Source organism: Pseudomonas sp. GW821-FHT07B01, assembly GCF_059419065.1.
Genome location: NZ_JBWKRA010000003.1, coordinates 271,406 through 288,158 on the forward strand (window position 1 = coordinate 271,406; position 16,753 = coordinate 288,158).

Genomic DNA, 16,753 nt, shown 5'->3' on the forward strand with positions numbered 1-16,753 from the left:
TGGCAGCATTAGGCGCGTTCACCGGCCATCGCCCGTTGGTGAAAATGCGGCAGCCATTTCAATGCATGAAGAGACGCGGCCAACTGCACCTGCTCACGAGAGCCCATGAAGCGTACCTTGCGACTGAACACACTCAGTGCCCCGCCGTTTCGATAGGCCCAGGCAAAACAGACAGTGCCTGGGGGAATGCCATCAATTCCATCCGGCCCCAGCAGGCCAGTGGTGGCGACCGCCACATCAGCGGGGCTGTCGCGCAGCGCGCCTTGGGCCATTTCCTGGGCGACCTCACAGCTGGTGAGATTGAAGGTATCGATGGTATAGCGACGCACGTTCAACAGCCGCTGTTTCGCTTCTGGCGAATACACCACGTACCCGCTTTCGATCCACGAGCCACTGCCGTCGACCTGCGAAAGCAAGGTGATGATCTTGCCTGCAGTACACGACTCCGCCGTCGTGATGACCAACTGATGGTGCTTGAGGTATTCAACGATAGAAGCAGCGACCGACATGCTGAGTGCTCCTGTGCAAGAGGGATTTGCTCATTGATTTTTGTCAAAAAAAACGATTTGTAAAAAAGAATTTCGAAATTCTGCTGGGGTCTACAGAGGAACATCCCCCAGGAGACAGCACCATGAAGTTCGCGAAATTCTGCCAAATACTCTCCAACCAGGCGGGCAGCTCAAAAACCTTTCTGACAGCCGTCAGCTTGATTGCTGTTTGGGCGCTCACCGGGCCTTACTTTCATTACAACGACACCTGGCAGTTAATCATCAACACCTCCACTACCATCATCACCTTCCTGATGGTGTTCCTGATCCAGAATACCCAGAACCGTGACAACGATATTCTTCATCTGAAACTGGACGAGCTGATTCGTGCCACCAAAGAAGCTCACAATGCGGCGTTAAGCCTGGATAAGCTTGGGTCGCGTGAGTTGCAAAAATTGCGCGAGCAATACAGCAAGCTGGGGCAACCCAATGCGGCCGATGACATCAGGCAGGAGACAGATTCTCCAAGCGGCCCAATCTGAGCCCCACACCGGTCAGCGTACCTTGCACCGTCTATCAGGCTGCAAGGTACTCGGCCAATGTCGCGGCACAGGCCTGCACCGCCCCATCCAGAATCAATTCATAACCATGGGTATTTTCCGTTGGAATGGCCAGGCAGCCGGCGCGGGCGCAGGTCCCGTTACTCATGACCGCACTGGCATCCGAAGCGAAATCCACCAGCAGCGCATATTGGGGGCTGTAGCCGCAGCGCTCTGCGGCAGCCGCCAGGTCGTTGACCACCGCACGGGTGTAATAGCCTTTCTGGTCCCCCGTATTGATGATCGGGTCGACGGCCAGGCGCGTGCCGTATTCCTGCATGACCGGCCCAACCTCCACCGCGATGGTGGTGTCGCCGGGTAGCGTCGACGCGGCATACATTGCCCCGGCATTGCACTCCTCTTCGAGCGTGGTGAATACCAGATAGACATCCCTGGCCAACGCCTCCCGGCGCGAAGCCAGCAGCTGGGCTGTATGCAGAACGGCAGCAATCGGGGCGCGGTCATCCAGAAAATGCGCGGCAATGGCATCGCCCACTTGGAAGGGCTCACGCCAATGACGGCTCAGCACCACACGGCTTCCGGGCCGAATGCCGTACTCGCACAATGCCTGGGCAGTGCATCGCGTGATCACATGAACGTCGTTCCAGTGCACATCGCCCGAGAGCACATCAGCCCCTTGTGCCGTATTACTGGTGGCGTGCATCGAGCCAAAGGACAGCACGCCAGGAAGGATGCGTGTGTCCCCCAGGATATCCACCGGGCACACGCCAAAGTTGACCGGGTTGGCCCCACCCAGCGCCGTCACCCGCAACGTGCCATCCGCCTCGACGCGCTTAACCACCATGGCGATTTCATCCATATGTGCCATGACTTTAACCGCACCGGCAGGCTCGGCATCGTTGTGCTTGCCCTTGATCAAACCCACCACATTACCCGCCCGATCGACCCAGGCCTCATCGCACAACGGCGTCAGGCTTTCCAGGCAAATGGCGCGCACCTCGTCTTCCTGACCGCCCGGCCCGCGTGCCCGGAGCAATTGGGTAAGCAGCATCGACGCTCGATTTTCAGTCTTGTGCATGGGATGAACACCTCACTGGCAGGTAAGCAATTGCGCTGTCAGCGCCTCTATAAAAAACGACCTGATGAATGAGTGAGTGTTCAACTCAAAGCATTTTGAACGCCCTGTACGCGCGTCTTTCCAACGAGAACAGGATCAGCCCTGACGCAGATCCTCGAACGTGACCATACCGGCAACAGGAGGCAGCCGACCATGACTGACACCCCAACCCATCGAGTGACAAAATCCCTATCCGCCGCAGTTGCGCTGTCCCTGCTCAGCGCCTGCGCTGGCAACAACTCACCTTCGAATGTCGAGGCACCTGGGAAGCCGACAACGCCTTCGACCCGAACGCTGGAAGCCGGCGCCGCCCTGCTGCAATCACGCCCACCGATTGATGCCCTGAACGCCTACCTGGACGGTTTTCACTTCTACAACGGCCATCCCGATGTGCAAATGGAAGCCCATCACTACTGCGCAATCCTCAACGAGGAGGTCATCCAGTGTGTGATCTACGACGGCAACCGCAAGGATGCCAAGTTGATGGGCGTGGAGTACATCATCAGCGAGGCGCAGTTCAACACGCTGCCCGCGCCTGAAAAGGCGTTGTGGCATAGCCATGTGCATGAAGTGAAGTCAGGGCAACTGGTCGCGCCGGGCATTCCTGAGGCGGCGGAACATGCGCTGATGGAGAAGCTGGTGCACACCTACGGCAAGACCTGGCACACCTGGCATACCGATCTGGATAAACGCCTGCCGTTAGGCGTGCCTCAGTTGATGATGGGGTTTACCGCAGACGGCCAGGCTGACCCGCGTATGGTCGCCGAACGAGATAAACGACTGGGCATCGACAGTGCCGACAAGAAAAAGACGCGCGCCGATATCCCCGCGCCGCCTATCGCGCCCGGGGCGGACGCATGGCGCCAGGGCACGGTTATCCAGATCGCCGACCCGACCCTGAAGGCCCATCAACATTGACACCGCCATTCAGTCATTTGGATTGAACGATCATTTGCGGGCCCTTCTCTACCCCGAGACCAGCCAAAGGAGGATGTCATGATGATTGATACCGCAACCGGAATGAGGCCTGGCGAGCGATACGCCGTGGAAAACCTGGAGCGCACACCGAACTTCAGCGGGTTTTTCCTGGACGGAAAGTACTACCTGGGCCCTGAACTGATGACAGCAGTCGGATGGCTTGAGGGCCAGACGTTTATCTATGATGAGCTCGACGCCACAGGCGAACCGGTATTTCCCGACCGCGTCGCTGGCACCCTCGAGAACCTGACCCTGGTGCTGACTGACGGTACCCGCCTGCAACTGCACCCGGTGCCCGTCCACGTGCCCGAGGATTCGCCTCGCGTCATGCAGGCCAAGGGGAAACTGCACGGCAAGACCGTGGTGATCACCGGCGCCTCCAGTGGCATTGGTCGCGCGGCTGCTCACGCCTTTGCCGAGCAAAGTACCCGCTTGGTATTGGCGGCCCGAGATGAAAAAGCCTTGGAAGAGGTCGTCGAGGAATGCGCTGCGCGTGGCGCCGAGGCCGTCGCCGTTAAAACCGATGTAACCCAGGGCGACCAGATGCGCGCCCTTGCCGAACAGGCGGCGGCCTTCGGCAATGGCCGCATCGATATCTGGATCAACAACGCCGGAGTAGGCGCCGTCGGCAGTTTCGAGGACACGCCGCTGGAAGCCCACGAACAGGTGCTGCAAACCGACCTGCTCGGGTACCTGCGCGGCGCCCATGTGGTGTGGCCCTATTTCAAAGCCCAGCACCGCGGCATTCTGATCAACACCTTGTCGCTGGGCAGTTGGGTAGCCCAGCCCTATGCCGTCGCCTACTCGGCCAGTAAATACGGCCTGCGCGGCCTGACTGAAGCACTGCGTGGCGAGCTGACTGATTACCCCGATATTCATGTGTGCGACATCTATCCCTCCGTGATGGACACACCGGGCTTTCGCGATGGCGGCAATTTTACCGGCCACGAGTTGACGCCACCGCCACCGGTCTACGACCCACATAAAGTCGCGCAAGCGATGGTGGCCTGTGCGCTGCAACCGAGGGACAGCACCACGGTAGGCAGCGCTGCCACCGTGGCCCGCGTCGCGCATTTTTTGCTGCCCGGCTTTGCCCGGTTATCCGGTTGGCTCACCCGCCTCGGCCTGGAGCGCAGCCAGCGCGCCGCGACCTCTACGGGCAACCTCTACACCCCGGCAAGCGGCGAACGTCGTGTCGAAGGCGGCTGGCGGCAAACCCGCCGTACGCCCTATGGGATGGTTGCAATAGGCGCAGCGCTGCTAGTGGGCGGCGTTGTCGTTGCGCGCAAATATTCGGCTCGTCACAAATGAAAACGGGGCAAATCCCGAATACCAGCCAGTCAAGCACGACTCCTCTGTGGGAGCGGGCTTGCTCGCGAAGGCGGTGGATCAGTCACGTCAATGTTTAATGGACGGACGTCTTCGCGAGCAAGCCCGCTCCCACATTTGATCTTCGTTGTTCCCTTTACATGAGGTAACCCAGCATGTCTTACGACTACCAAGGTATTGCCAGTGTCATCACTGCCTCGCGCCATCTTGGAACACCCTCAGATGAACGCCTTAACGAATCAAAAAACATTCAAATGACCAGTAGCGGTAAACCGACCATCGCGCGCCTGGACTTTGACAAGCCAATGGATTGGCCTGGCAATCCCAACTTTATCACCGTCAATTTGCCCGACGGATCCTCCGTCAGCGGTGTCATCGCCGAACTGCAACGCCCGGCCGATGGGCCTGGATGGGTCACCTTTACGGTAGATGATTAGGCTTCATCCATGCCTTGCGCCCAGTCATCGAATTGTCGGACAACTTATTTGAATTATTTTTGACGTCAAATATCTGTAGTTCATGAGTATCAAGGAGGCCTCATGAAACACAACGACCTATTCACTATCGAGTACCAGCTGCATGGCGAGCCCAAGTCCTTCATCGTGCGCGCGCCGCGCATGGACAATGCCGAGGCTTGGCATTGGGCCAGTTGTGACGCTGGTGTGGCGGTGATCCCCAAATTCGGGCAACACACGTTCAAGCGTGTGTCCAAACCGATGGCGGAGAAATACGGCATTACCCAGGTGCGCTGGAGTGGCGCGGCACAGATTCAATGGGCGGAGGGCCTCAGAGGATGAACAGTCAGACTCTTGGTTACACAACTACAAACAGGCGGGACGACGAGGTCACGCGAAACGCCGAGATGTTCTTCGAAGCGGATCGATTGGACGCGTTGGCGTACGAGATCATTGAGTCCTACAGCGGCGATGCGCAGACGTGGGCGCGGTTTACCGAGGCGAAGAAACGTGCGGATGCGCAGCGCACAGTAGCCTATCGGGAGTGGATGCGAATTCATCGTTCCAAGCGCAAATAACGTCAGCCTGTGGGAGCTGGCTTGCCTGCGATAGCGGCCTGACAACCCATCAGGATGTCAGGCCGAGTGTATATCCCCTCGCGTTCACGCCCCTGACTCAGGGTCTGTCGAAGGCCCTCCGGGAGCAACACCGCCTTGCTCCTTTGCCTGTTGTCCGCCTGCCGGTGCCTGCGATTTATCGTTTCGCTTAGCCGCCGGCGGGCGCACCTTGCGCTCAGAAGGATTCGGTTCGTGGTGCTTCGAGGCTTCGCTCATACCGCCCTCCTCAATCACTGATCAAAGTATCGGCTTGCCACCCGTCACGCCGTAGCGTTCGCCGGAGATGTAGCTGCCTTCATCCGACGCCAGCAGCACATAGATCGGCGCCACTTCCACTGGCTGGCCTGGGCGTCCCAATGGGGTGTTGCCGCCAAAGTTTTTCACCATGTCCGGCGTCATCGTCGAGACAATCAACGGCGTCCAGATAGGCCCGGGTGCCACGCTGTTGACGCGAATCCCCCGCTCGCCGAGCATCTGCGCCAGGCCGGCGGTGAAGTTGGCAATCGCGCCCTTGGTGGCCGCATAGGGCAACAGGCTGGGGTTGGGCATATCGGAGTTGACCGAGCTGGTATTGATGATCGAACTGCCCTCGGCCATGTGAGGCAGTGCGGCCTTGCAGATGCGGAACATCGCGGTGATGTTGACGTTGAAGGTTTTCACCCAGTCCTCGTCGGGGATGTCTTCCAGCGTTTGATAGGTCATCTGGAACGCTGCGTTGTTGACCAGCACATCGATGCGGCCGAACTTCTCCACGGTGTCGTTGACGATGGCCGTGCACTGCGCCGCATCGCCCAGGTCGCCGGGCAGTAACAGGCATTGACGACCCGCCGCCTCGACCCAGCGTGCGGTCTCCTTGGCGTCTTCATGTTCATCCAGATACGACACCGCCACGTCCGCGCCTTCACGTGCGAAGGCAATGGCCACGGCCCGTCCGATGCCGCTGTCGGCCCCGGTGACCAAGGCGATTTTATTGGCGAGCCGGCCCGAGCCTTGGTATGACTGCTCACCGCAATCGGGCATCGGGTCCATCTTGCGCTGCTCACCGGGTACGGGCTGTTGCTGGGCGTTGAAGGGTGGTTTTGGATAGCTGTTCATCAGAACGTCTCCTGGGTGGGTTTCTCTTTGCGAGGGTTCGCCAGGAAGCGAAGTTCAGACGGATTTTCAGAAAATCGGATAACCGTGCAACCGCGATGGCCACTCGTCAGTTTGATTAAACCTTCCGCAGGTTGCGTGCCTCAACCGGCAGTAAGTGGTCCGTCGAATGACCGGGTGGCTTCAAGGCTTTTTTTGTTGGCAGCAGGTTTTCAGCTATATTTCACTGTCGGTTCAGCCCTCGCCCTCGTTGTTCAAGTTCTTCCCTCTACACCCGTCTTCCTGTGCGCCGTTATCCAAGGTTGGTATTTATGAAGTCTGCCCCCCCGCGGTCCCCCAACGTTCCGCAACGTAAAGATCTGACCCCCAGTAACTTGAATTTCCCGGTGGTGGGTATCGGTGCCTCGGCGGGCGGGCTGCAAGCCGTGAAAGCGTTCTTCGAGCACATGCCCAGAGACTGCGGCATGGCCTTTGTGGTGATCCTGCATCTTTCGCCCGACCATCAAAGCGTGGCAGACAAGATCGTCCAGGAAACGACTCGCATGCCGGTGTCGCAGGTCAATGACGCCACGCCCATCGAAAAGAATCACGTGTACGTCATCTCCCCGGCGCAGCTCTTGAAGATGAACGATGGTTACCTGGCGGTCTCGCCTGCCGTGCGCGAAGGTGGATCGCACATTGCCATCGACCTGTTTTTTCGCGACCTGGCAGACACCCATAAAGAACGCGCGTTTTGTCTGATCCTGTCTGGTACCGGCTCAGATGGCGCGGTAGGGCTGTCGCGCATCAAAGAACAAGGCGGCATCACCCTGGTACAAGCACCGGAAGACGCCGAGTACGATGGCATGCCGCTGGCGGCCATCGAAACCCAGATGGTCGACCTGGTGCTGCCGGTGGTGGAAATGCCGCAGAAGCTGCTGGAACTGTGGCGCAATGCCCAGTCGATTGTGCTGCCCACCGCCAACGACCCTGAGATCAAGACCACCCCACCCAGCACCGAACGCGATGCCGCCGTGGCCGAGCAGCTGTTGCTGGATATTCTGATCCAGTTGCGCGCCAGTACCGGGCATGACTTCAAGCATTACAAGCGCGCCACGGTGTTACGTCGTATCGAGCGGCGCTTGCAGGTCACGGCCCAACCCGACCTCGCCACCTATTACAACTTCCTCCAGGCCAACCCGGACGAAACCAAGGCGTTGCTGGGCGACATGCTGATTGGCGTGACCAACTTCTTTCGCGACCGCGAGGCCTTCGAAGCGCTTGAGCGAGACGTGATCCCCAACCTGGTGAAGTCACTGGAAGACAGCGTGCCGCACCGTGAGGAAGTGCGTATCTGGTCGGCAGGATGCTCCACCGGCGAAGAGGCCTACAGCCTGGCGATGCTGGTGGCCGAGCAACTGGCGCTGGATGCCAGCGGTGCAAAGATGCAGGTGTTTGCCACTGATATTGATGAGCGGGCCATTACCCATGGCCGCAACGGCGTGTACCCCGAAGCAATCATCACCGACGTACCGCCTCAACGGTTGCGCCAGTACTTTGCCAAGGAGAAGAACCAGCACTACCGGGTGCGCAAGGAAATTCGCGAAAAGGTGCTGTTCGCCAAACACAGCCTGTTGGCCGACCCACCGTTCTCGCAGATCGACCTGATCGTGTGCCGCAACCTGTTGATCTACCTGGATCGCGAAGTGCAACGCGACATCCTGCAAATGTTCCACTTCGCGTTGCGCCCCGGAGGTTACCTGTTTCTCGGCTCCTCGGAGTCGGCCGACGGCTGCCTGGACCTGTTTGTACCGGTGGACAAGCGCAACCGCATTTTCAGAGTGCGTGCCGGCTCGTCCGCCGTGCGTCGCGCCCCGACCATGCCGCGAGGCGGCTATCTGCGCCCGAGCGCCACGACGCTGGCGATTGAAACCAAGGCGCCCAGCAAGGTCTCGTTCGCAGACATCCATCTGCGCGCCCTGGAAAAAGCCGCGCCGCCCAGCGTCATCGTGAATATGCAGGCCGATATCCTGCACATGAGCGAAGGCGCAGGTCGATTCCTGCGCTACGTGGCCGGCGAGGTGACGCACAACCTGCTGACGTTGGTGCATCCCGATTTACGCCTCGATATCCGCACCACCTTGTTTCAGGTCCAGCAATCGAATAGCCCGGTGTCTTCGCGCAAGATCCGCATCCAACGCGAGCAAGGCCCCTTCCTGGTGGACATCAGCGCCCGCCCCTACCGCGATGAAGCGACCGAAAACGACTACGTGCTGGTGATCTTCCAGGAAACCGCCGTCGACCCGTTGCTGCCCGACATCGACACGGTCACCCAGGCCGAAAACGCGATCATGAGCAACCTGGAGCGCGAGCTGCAACGCACCAAGTTGCACTTGCAGGACACCATCGAACAGGCGGAAGTCTCCAGCGAGGAACTCAAGGCCTCCAACGAAGAAATGCAGGCCGTCAACGAAGAACTGCGCTCGGCCACCGAGGAGTTGGAAACCAGCAAGGAAGAGTTGCAGTCGATCAATGAAGAACTGCTGACCGTCAATTTCGAGCTCAAGACCAAGGTGGAAGAGACGGACAAGGTCAACGATTACCTGACCAACCTGATCGCGTCCACCGACATCGCCACGGTCTTCGTCGACCGCAACATGCGTATCCGCTGGTTCACGCCACGGGCCACGGATATTTTCAGCATGCTGCCGGTAGACACCGGGCGCTCGTTGCTGGACATCACCCATCGCCTCGATTACCCGCAAATGACCGAAGACGCCACCACCGTGTTTGAGTCCCTGAGCATGATCGAGCGGGAGATCAGCAGCAACGACGACCGCTGGTACATTGCGCGGTTACTGCCGTACCGCTCCAGCGAAGATCACATTGATGGCACCGTGCTGACCTTCATTGATATCACCAAGCGGCGTCAGGCCGAAGAGGAACTGCGCCTGGGCGAGGAGCGCATGCGCCTGGTCGCCGAGAGCACCCATGACTTTGCCATCATCATCCTCGATGACCATGGCGCCATCACCGACTGGAACACCGGTGCCGAACTGATCTTTGGCTACACCAAGGACGAGGTGCTGGGCGCTTACTACGACCTGATTTTCTCCCCGGAAGACCGCTCCGCTGGCGTGCCGGAGAGCGAACTGCGCACCGCCCGCGAACATGGGCGGGGCGAAGATGAACGCTGGCATGTGCGCAAGGACGGCAGCCGTTTCTATTGCAGTGGCGAGGTGACGCAGCTCAAGAGCGACAGCTTGCGCGGCTACGTCAAGATTGCCCGCGACCTTACCGGCCACAAGCGCACCCAGGATGAACAGAATCAGCGCTTGAAGGAAACCCAGACCAACAGCCATCTCAAGGATGAGTTCTTCGCGGTGATGTCCCACGAACTCAAGCATCCGTTGAACCTGATCCAGCTGAACGCCGAACTGTTGCGGCGCTTGCCCGCCACCAAGGTCGCGGGCCCGGCCATCAAGGCGGTCAATACCATCTGCGAAGCGGTGTCCAGCCAGGCGCGGATCATTGACGACCTGCTGGATGTCGCCCGGGTTCGCACGGGCAAGCTGAAGCTGAAAAAGCAACCGATCGACCTGATTCGCACCCTCAAGGACATTCATAGCGTGGTGCTCGCCGACGGCCATCGTCGCCAGGTCAGCCTTCAGACACCTTCGGTGCCGGGCCCGTTGATCGTTGACGTAGACCCGACGCGCATCGAGCAAGTGATCTGGAACCTGGTCAACAACGCCCTGAAATTCACCCCCGAGGGCGGCCAGGTGCAGTTGGTGGTCAGCCGCTCGGACGGGCGCGCGCAACTGGACGTCATCGACAGCGGCGCAGGCCTGGCCGCAGACAGCCTGGAGAAAATCTTCGACCTGTTCGGGCAAGCGGAAAACCAGCACCAGACCCACCAGCGTGAAGGCCTGGGCATTGGCTTGTCGCTGGTACGGCAGTTGGTGGAGGCCCATGGTGGTTCGGTGAGTGTGCACTCGCGAGGGTTGGGCTTCGGTTGCACCTTTTCGATCTGGCTGCCGCTGTGCGAACAGCAGGATCATCTGCTGGATAGCGGCGCTACCCACAACGAAGATCAGCGCCTCAATGGCCTCAAGGTGTTACTGGTCGATGACTCAGCCGAAGTGCTTGAGGTGCTGAACATGCTGCTGGAAATGGAAGGCGCCGAAGTGAGCGCCTTCAGCGACCCTTTGAGCGCGCTTGAAACAGCCCGGGATGCCCAGTACGACATGATTATTTCGGACATCGGCATGCCGAAAATGAATGGCCATGAGCTGATGCAGAAGCTGCGTAAAGTAGGCCACCTTCGACAGGCTCCCGCCATTGCATTGACCGGCTACGGCGCAGGCAATGACCAGAAAAAGGCGACTGAATCGGGCTTTAATGCGCATGTCAGCAAACCCGTGGGCCATGACTCGTTGATCTCCTTGATCGAAAAACTGTGCCGCTCACGCCGTTAGGGTTTGGGCTGACGGTCAAGGGTAGATGAACTGAGAGAAGCGCACGGACGCCCCTGTGGGTCGCGACACCTGGGTATCCACGCTCCCCACCGTGTCGCTGCGCAAGGTCAGGTACAGCACGGCCTGGCCAGCGCTGTCACTCAGCATCCAGGCGCTTACACCCTCCCCGGCCGCCCTGGCCTTGAGCGGCTGAGGCTGCAGCGTCTCGATATTGAAGCCGCGCAGCAGTTCACCGCTCAACTCGACCTCCAGGGGTTCTTGGGCCTTGCCTTGCACATGAATCACCAGCCCATCGGAAGCGCCATTGCGCAAAAAGCGTTGGTACTCCACGCGCAACTGCCCATCGGCACTGCGCACTTGGCGGGTGCTCAGCGGCCCGCTGGAAAACAGGCCCGCCAGGCTCAGCCCCATCAGCACCAGCAGCGCGTACCAACCCACCCTTTCAAAGCGCCAGACCTTGCGCTGCAAGGCCATATCTTCCGGTACCGGGTAGTTGCGGCTCTGTAAGTCGTCGGGGTCTGGGTTGTTCATAGCGCGGCCCGGACTCAGCCCTTGCTGTGCTCGGGAGAAGACGGCCCCTTGGTGACACCCCTTGGGCCGGCAATCGCCCATATCGCGGCGCCCAGGAACGGCAGGACCACGACTACCGCACTCCAGCCTGCCTTGCTGGCCGATGCGTTATCGCTGCGCCAGATGCTGTTGATGATCCACGCGTCGAGCAGTACGAGGATCACTGCCAGGCCTATCCAGAAGTAAGTGGTTTGCATGATGCACCTCCAGGTTATGTAACTTTTGGTGCGCAGGCGCAGGCAGGGTTCATTATTTTTGGGCTTTCTGCCTGGCGCTTGGTTTGCCGCCATCATGCGGACAACTTCGCCGATCCATTCAGGAACTAACCTCTTTAAACAAGACAAGCTGAAACGTATCAGCCGTGGAAAAATCACGAATTATGCACAAGTGCATTTTTAACCTTGACCCATAGCGGCGAGTCCTCTAAATTCAAATAACTGTATATAAATACAGTATTTTGAATCCCTTCATGGACGAGGCTTACTATGAAAAGCACCCCTTCGAAATTTGGCAAAACACCCCATCAACCCAGCCTGTGGACCCGCGCCGATGCGCTCAAAGTCCATGCGGACGACCCCACCACCACCCAGCCGCTGGTCAGTGCGAACTTCCCGGTATTGAGTGACGAGGTTTTTATCTGGGACACCATGCCGCTGCGTGATATCGACGGCAACATCACCTCCGTTGACGGCTGGTCGGTGATCTTCACCCTCACTGCGGATCGCCACCCGAACGACCCGCAATACCTCGATCAGAATGGCAACTACGACGTCATCCGCGACTGGAACGATCGCCATGGCCGGGCAAAGATGTACTACTGGTTCTCTCGCACTGGCAAAGACTGGAAGCTCGGCGGCCGGGTAATGGCTGAAGGGGTTTCACCCACCGTGCGCGAATGGGCTGGCACACCGATCCTGCTGAACGAACAAGGCGAAGTGGACCTGTACTACACCGCCGTCACGCCCGGCGCGACCATCGTCAAGGTGCGTGGCCGCGTGGTGACCACCGAGCATGGCGTCAGCCTGGTGGGCTTCGAAAAGGTCAAGCCGCTGTTCGAGGCGGACGGCAAGATGTACCAGACCGAAGCGCAAAACGCCTTCTGGGGCTTTCGCGATCCATGGCCATTCCGCGACCCGAAAGACGGCAAGCTGTACATGCTGTTCGAAGGCAACGTGGCCGGCGAACGCGGCTCGCACAAGGTCGGTAAAGCCGAAATCGGCGACGTGCCACCCGGCTATGAAGAGGTCGGCAACTCGCGCTTCCAGACCGCCTGCGTCGGGATCGCCGTGGCCCGCGACGAAGACGGTGACGACTGGGAAATGCTGCCACCGCTGCTGACCGCGGTCGGCGTCAACGACCAGACCGAACGCCCGCACTTTGTGTTCCAGGACGGCAAGTACTACCTGTTCACCATCAGCCACACCTTCACCTACGCCGACGGTGTAACCGGCCCGGACGGGGTATACGGCTTCGTCGCCGATTCGCTGTTCGGCCCGTATGTGCCGTTGAACGGCTCTGGCCTGGTACTGGGCAACCCGTCCTCCCAACCGTTTCAGACCTACTCGCACTGCGTCATGCCCAACGGCCTGGTGACCTCCTTCATCGACAGCGTACCGACCGACGACACCGGCACGCAGATCCGTATCGGCGGCACCGAAGCACCGACGGTGGGCATCAAGATCAAAGGGCAGCAAACGTTCGTGGTCGCCGAGTATGACTACGGTTACATCCCGCCGATGCTCGACGTTACGCTCAAGTAACGGAGGCTATGAGGTAGCGGGTTTGAGCTCGATGACAAACCCGCGGTAGATATCCGCTGCTCCCGTAGCGGTCTGACAGCCGCCATCGCAGGCAAGCCAGCTCCCACATTTTGGTCCGTGGGGCGTCAGGTAGGTATGTGTCGGCTGAGGGGCCGTCACGGGAGCAAGCTCACTCGCCACAGGTTCAACAGCCCATTGTGTGGGTATTCAGGAAATATAAATGCCTGCACCATTGAGTTGAGTCATGTTCACGCCAACCAACGTCACCGAGTTGTCGCCAAAGGACAACAGCGCATTGTCCTCGAACATCGAGACATGGGAACGGTAATCGTATTGCTGACCCAGGTCAGGAATCCCCATGAACACCAGCTTATCGCTGGCCTGGTAGCCCTCGACCCGATCATTGCCAAAGAGGCCGTTGAACAGGAAAGTGTTGCTGCCCCCGCCCGACACCATCAGGTCATTGCCTGCCCCGCCGACGAAAACATTACTACCCTGCCCACCGATCAAATGATCGTCGCCGCCCAGACCGAACAACCATTCCCCCGCAGCATGAGCGGTGAGGACATTGTCCTGCGCATCGCCGTTGGCAGAGGCCGTGTAGGGCGTCAAGGCTGTGCCGGCCAGCAGGCCTTGGCCGGTTACGTTATAGGTGACGTCGTGGGTGCCCCAGGGGATTGAATTCCACATGATGTAGGACTGCTCTTGGCTCACCAATGCACCGATATCGCGGGTCATACTGATGCCGCCATAGGCGTCGTTGATGTAGAGCGTGCCATCGCCATCGTTGGCAAAGCCGAAGCTGGCCAGTGGCTTGTGCAGTTCGAAGACGTTATCGCCCTGCCCGCCCAGCAGGATGTTGTAGCCGCCATCATCGCGAAAACGATCATGACCGGCGCCGCCGTCCAGGAAGTCGTTGCCGACACCGCCCTTGAGCAGGTCGTTGCCCTCGGTGCCGAGGATGAAGGTATTGCCAGTGTGTTTTTCAGCGTAACGGTTCAGGGCTTGTACCCAGGTGGTTTCACGCGCAGCCTCTGTCAGGCTGGAGACCACGATGGTCGAATCCTTGCTGGTCAGGTCGTAGAACTCGGAGGACGCGATACGCCCCAAACCTTGGATGTAACCGTCCAGGGAGTGAGCCTTGGCCACGCCCCAATTCAGACTATTAGGTAAATGTGCCGAGAACGACGCGTAATTATCGGTAAAACTGACGAGGTTGTTGGCGGCCGCATCCCAGCCCCGGTCGTTGCCCCAGAAGAGTGCCGAGGTATTGATGCCTTTGCCATCAATGGCTTTGAACACCGGGTCATTTTCATAGCCAATATTCAACACCGGGGTATCACCCGAGCGTTGAGCGGGTGAGGCAAAGGTTACGTAGTTGGCATCCTGATAAAAGCCGCCCCAGTGATCGTGGCTCAAGGTCGCCAGGCTGTTGGCGCCCAGTGCGCCGAGGCTATGGCCGGTGACCAGGATATCCTTGCCGCTCAAGCCCTGGCTCGCGGCGTAGCGAGCGACGTTTTCGAGCAAGGCGCTGAAGGCGAACTTGGCGTAATTGGCGGCGTATCCAGGCAGTGCTGCGGCCGCCAGGTCGCTGGCCACGTCGCCCGCGCCATCCCAGGTCAAGCCAAAGGACGTGCCACGAAAGGCAATCCCCAGGGCGATCAGCCTGCCAAGCCCATCGTACTGCCCCAGAATCTCGACGTTGGCCGAAGGGGCCAAGGCTGTCTCGCCCCAGAAGGTGCCTTGCTTGTCCACATGCTGCGTCACGCCCAGGGCCTGCGCACCGATAGGCGCCCAGCCACCGGTTGCCAGGGGTTGGCCGGTGGAGTCATACGCGTACTCGGATAAAGCCAAGGCGTTGCTCAGCAGCGCCTTGGCGGGGTCGCCCTTCATGCCCTTGTAATCGAAAACGCCCATGCCCTTGGTCCCTTTTCAGATGACGTGCCAGATGGCCTCGATTCGGATGGCCGGGGTCGATTGAGTGCGGGTCACGGGGGCCTGTCAAGGGTTACCTAGAAATTCAATAGTGCTCATTTTATTGAGCGCTAGCCCTCCCAGCATTGACGACATGGACAGAAGGCACCCGTACACGCAGCGCAATCAGCAACGCAGCCAGCAACATCAGCACCGCCGCCGCTATAAAGACGCCCGCGCTGCCACCGAGGCTGAACACTGCACCGCCAGCGGCGGCGCCCATGGCGATGGCGGACTGCACAGAGGCCACCACCATACCCCCGGCGCTTTCCGCCTGGTCAGGTACCGCGCTGGCGACCCAGTTCGACCACGCCACCGGCACACCGCCAAAGGCCAAGCCCCAGATTGCCAGCAGTACCGCCTGCCCCGGCAACGAGGGTGGCAACAGCACCAACGCCAGTGCTGCAACCCCGACCAGCGCAGGCATTAACACCAGAGTCGCCAGCGGGCGGTGCTCCAGCAGCCTGCCAGCCAACAGCGTGCCGAAGAAGTTCGCCACACCGAACCCCAACAACATCAGCGACAGCCCTTGCGAGCCGATGCCGGTAGTACCTTCAAGAAATGGCCGAACGTAGGTGAACATCGCGAAGTGACCGCTATGCACCAGCACACAACCGAACATCCCCATGGCGATGCCTGGGCGCTGCAACACGTCGAAAACCGTGCGCAGACGTGCCGGCCGGCGCGGCGCAAGGCGCGGCAAAGTCAATGACTGAAACGTCAGGGTCACCATGCCTACCGCCGCCGCTGCAAAGAACGCGCTGCGCCAGCCGTATAGCCCGCCCAGATAACTGCCCAGTGGCACGGCAACGACCGTCCCGATGGCAATCCCACTGAAAATGATCGACAGCGCCCGAGGCAACAAAGCACTCGGCACCAAGCGCATCGCCACCGCCGCAGCCATGCTCCAGAACCCGCCCAGGGCAATCCCCAGCAAGATGCGCATCAACAGCAGCACCGCGAAGCTGGAAGAAACGGCGACCAACAGATTGGAGGCAACCATCAACGTGGAAAACCCCAGCAACACCCAACGTCGGTCGATGCCGCGGGTCAGGCCTGGCACCAACAAACCGGCGAACAACGCTACCACTGCTGTCACCGTTACCGCCTGGCCAGCCATCGCTTCGGACACGCCCAGATCAGTCGCCATCAGTGTTAACAAACTGGCCGGAAGGTACTCCGCGGTCAGTAATCCGAACACACCCATTGCCAACGAGAAGACGGCCATCCACGCTGGGGCAGCAGGCTCTGCATCCGAGCAGGCGCCGGGATGGCGGTTGGATACAGCATTACAGATACAGTCAGTCATTGCAGGGATCTCCCAATCTTCATTGCGAGCCGCAGTCTAGGCGCCGG

At 59.7% G+C, this 16,753-nt stretch carries 15 protein-coding genes; 8 read left to right on the forward strand and 7 right to left on the reverse strand.

Annotation, left to right across the window (positions count from 1 at the left end; genetic code table 11):
- Positions 1-8: 8 nt before the first annotated feature.
- On the reverse strand, positions 9-509 hold the full coding sequence (locus AC07S6_RS05465; RefSeq protein WP_495111878.1) for a CinA family protein: 501 nt from the start codon (positions 507-509) through the stop codon (positions 9-11).
- A gap of 122 nt (positions 510-631) precedes the next feature.
- Between AC07S6_RS05465 and AC07S6_RS05470 the strand changes: the two genes are divergently transcribed.
- The gene (locus AC07S6_RS05470) at positions 632-1,030 is read left to right on the forward strand and encodes a low affinity iron permease family protein (RefSeq protein WP_495111879.1); all 399 of its coding nucleotides are present in this window, start codon (positions 632-634) and stop codon (positions 1,028-1,030) included.
- Between the two features lie 34 nt (positions 1,031-1,064).
- Here AC07S6_RS05470 and AC07S6_RS05475 read toward each other — a convergent pair whose 3' ends face one another.
- Positions 1,065-2,126, reverse strand: a complete 1,062-nt coding sequence (locus tag AC07S6_RS05475) for a M28 family peptidase (RefSeq protein ID WP_038449746.1) — start codon at positions 2,124-2,126, stop codon at positions 1,065-1,067.
- 192 nt (positions 2,127-2,318) lie between these two features.
- On the opposite strand from AC07S6_RS05475, the gene AC07S6_RS05480 reads away from it, so the two are divergent.
- The 5 genes from AC07S6_RS05480 to AC07S6_RS05500 all read left to right on the forward strand — a co-directional run bounded on the left by AC07S6_RS05480 (position 2,319) and on the right by AC07S6_RS05500 (position 5,505).
- Complete coding sequence (locus AC07S6_RS05480; protein ID WP_014718018.1) at positions 2,319-3,083, forward strand: OBAP family protein; 765 nt, start codon at positions 2,319-2,321, stop codon at positions 3,081-3,083.
- Positions 3,084-3,164: 81 nt separating this feature from the next.
- Positions 3,165-4,454 carry an SDR family oxidoreductase gene (locus AC07S6_RS05485; RefSeq protein ID WP_495111906.1) on the forward strand — a complete coding sequence of 430 codons (1,290 nt, stop codon included), beginning with the start codon at positions 3,165-3,167 and terminating at the stop codon, positions 4,452-4,454.
- Between the two features lie 173 nt (positions 4,455-4,627).
- Positions 4,628-4,909: a hypothetical protein gene (locus AC07S6_RS05490; protein ID WP_089042638.1), complete on the forward strand. Its 282-nt coding sequence runs from the start codon at positions 4,628-4,630 to the stop codon at positions 4,907-4,909.
- A 102-nt stretch (positions 4,910-5,011) separates the two neighbouring features.
- Complete coding sequence (locus AC07S6_RS05495; RefSeq protein WP_003190423.1) at positions 5,012-5,269, forward strand: DUF6555 family protein; 258 nt, start codon at positions 5,012-5,014, stop codon at positions 5,267-5,269.
- Positions 5,266-5,505 (forward strand): hypothetical protein, encoded by a 240-nt coding sequence (locus AC07S6_RS05500; protein ID WP_019821471.1) that lies wholly within the window; start codon positions 5,266-5,268, stop codon positions 5,503-5,505. The genes AC07S6_RS05495 and AC07S6_RS05500 overlap by 4 nt, the downstream gene beginning before the upstream one ends.
- Positions 5,506-5,781: 276 nt before the next feature.
- Here the strand turns inward: AC07S6_RS05500 and AC07S6_RS05505 are convergent, their stop codons facing one another.
- Complete coding sequence (locus AC07S6_RS05505) at positions 5,782-6,639, reverse strand: SDR family oxidoreductase (RefSeq protein WP_495111880.1); 858 nt, start codon at positions 6,637-6,639, stop codon at positions 5,782-5,784.
- Positions 6,640-6,947: 308 nt separating this feature from the next.
- Here AC07S6_RS05505 and AC07S6_RS05510 point away from each other — a divergent pair, with 308 nt between their 5' ends.
- The gene (locus AC07S6_RS05510) at positions 6,948-11,093 is read left to right on the forward strand and encodes a CheR family methyltransferase (protein ID WP_495111881.1); all 4,146 of its coding nucleotides are present in this window, start codon (positions 6,948-6,950) and stop codon (positions 11,091-11,093) included.
- A gap of 15 nt (positions 11,094-11,108) precedes the next feature.
- Here the strand turns inward: AC07S6_RS05510 and AC07S6_RS05515 are convergent, their stop codons facing one another.
- Together AC07S6_RS05515 and AC07S6_RS05520 are read right to left on the reverse strand one after the other, a co-directional pair.
- On the reverse strand, positions 11,109-11,624 hold the full coding sequence (locus AC07S6_RS05515; RefSeq protein WP_495111882.1) for a hypothetical protein: 516 nt from the start codon (positions 11,622-11,624) through the stop codon (positions 11,109-11,111).
- A gap of 14 nt (positions 11,625-11,638) precedes the next feature.
- A complete protein-coding gene (locus tag AC07S6_RS05520) occupies positions 11,639-11,860 on the reverse strand; it encodes a PLDc N-terminal domain-containing protein (RefSeq protein WP_003190416.1) in 222 nt (73 codons plus the stop codon).
- Positions 11,861-12,148: 288 nt separating this feature from the next.
- Between AC07S6_RS05520 and AC07S6_RS05525 the strand changes: the two genes are divergently transcribed.
- Positions 12,149-13,423 (forward strand): glycoside hydrolase family 68 protein, encoded by a 1,275-nt coding sequence (locus AC07S6_RS05525; protein WP_057978089.1) that lies wholly within the window; start codon positions 12,149-12,151, stop codon positions 13,421-13,423.
- A 207-nt stretch (positions 13,424-13,630) separates the two neighbouring features.
- Here the strand turns inward: AC07S6_RS05525 and AC07S6_RS05530 are convergent, their stop codons facing one another.
- Positions 13,631-15,340 (reverse strand): polyurethane esterase, encoded by a 1,710-nt coding sequence (locus AC07S6_RS05530; RefSeq protein ID WP_495111883.1) that lies wholly within the window; start codon positions 15,338-15,340, stop codon positions 13,631-13,633.
- Positions 15,341-15,458: 118 nt separating this feature from the next.
- The gene (locus AC07S6_RS05535; protein WP_495111884.1) at positions 15,459-16,706 is read right to left on the reverse strand and encodes an MFS transporter; all 1,248 of its coding nucleotides are present in this window, start codon (positions 16,704-16,706) and stop codon (positions 15,459-15,461) included.
- Positions 16,707-16,753: the final 47 nt, after the last annotated feature.